The following is a 1,178-nucleotide window of genomic DNA, read 5'->3' on the forward strand; positions in this document are numbered from 1 at the left end:
TACGTTTGTGATCCCAGTCACCAGAACAGCGACTGTTGTAAGCTATATTGAGTACAATCATGTAGTATTACTCCACAGAGGTAACTGGTTCAAAGAAGATCGCATACTCTCTGATTTTGTCAGATGGAAGAATAATTTCCTGCAAAGTGGTTAACCCGGGGTCGGCCTCTCCTAAGCTCTTAATGGCCATTGCCCGGCAGCTGTCATTTAGCAATATATCGACACTCGACATTTGCAAATAGCCTTTTCCCTGAATAATCTGTAGTTCATAAAAACGTCGAATTGTGTCAATTACTAACAAGTCAATTGCAGAATTATTCAGCAACAAACCAAACTCTGAATTTTTCAATAAATTATTTTTTCGTTTAAAGTGACCTGAAGTTACTTCTGGTGTTTCTGATACTGAGTGATTCAGCTTTTCTGATAATGTTTTAAGATAATGGTTAATGGATTGAACCAACTCTTTTACCTGACTTTTTCCCTTTTTAGAGTCAAGTGGATAGGCACTATTTCCCAGTGTGTCATCTAAAGGTATAAACTGGAGATCCTCGATAATGATGGCCGCATGGCCTTCGTAAGCTGTCTCTCCCAAGCTATGCCGGTAGAATAATGAGTTGCTGTCACGCTTTCCATCTTTATTTACTGCCCAGGTACTGGTACAAGTTTCTTCCTCAGTTTCTTCTGAATTTAATTCTTTAAGGTCTTCTACCAAAAGGGGGCTTTTTCGCCCAAAAGACTCTTGGTTTTTGCCTGCGGTATGCATGTAACCCCTGATTAAACCCACTGAGCTAGCCAGAGTATTACGGATTAAGGCTTGTAGTGTTGAGCTGCCAGAGGTTACTTTACTTTTTAAAGTTCTGGCTTTTTCACCAGCCAATACCTTGGTCTCATCTTTAAACAGGTGGTGGCGAGTACAATTTGATGATACATAAACATGCTGGCTCCCGTTCTTCTTGTTTTTTCTAAGTTTTGGGATCAGATGGTTGTCGTACTTTGAATCTGGATTCTTTCCATTCCAGTTAACAACGCCATGTCCATTGGCATTTAGTTTTAATTCAACGGTATGGATACCTGTGATTGTATTCATTATTTATCTCCTGATTTACTGGTTGAGTTGAAAATATTTTGTAGCTGCTCTTTATCCTTAAAGTTCATAAGCCCTATTGGAATAATTTGAC

The 1,178-nt window shown here is 39.0% G+C and carries 1 protein-coding gene; it reads right to left on the reverse strand.

Annotated elements, in window-relative coordinates:
- Window positions 1–67: 67 nt before the first annotated feature.
- Window positions 68–1,087 carry a type I-Fv CRISPR-associated protein Cas7fv gene (gene cas7fv / locus KDK16_RS05545; RefSeq protein ID WP_257275055.1) on the reverse strand — a complete coding sequence of 340 codons (1,020 nt, stop codon included), beginning with the start codon at window positions 1,085–1,087 and terminating at the stop codon, window positions 68–70.
- Window positions 1,088–1,178: the final 91 nt, after the last annotated feature.

This window comes from Endozoicomonas sp. SESOKO4 (assembly GCF_024606275.1).

Coding starts and splice junctions, on each gene's coding strand:
- cas7fv (WP_257275055.1), bottom strand. CDS start 1,087: ATGAATACAATCACAGGTATCCATACCGTTGAATTAAAACTAAATGCC.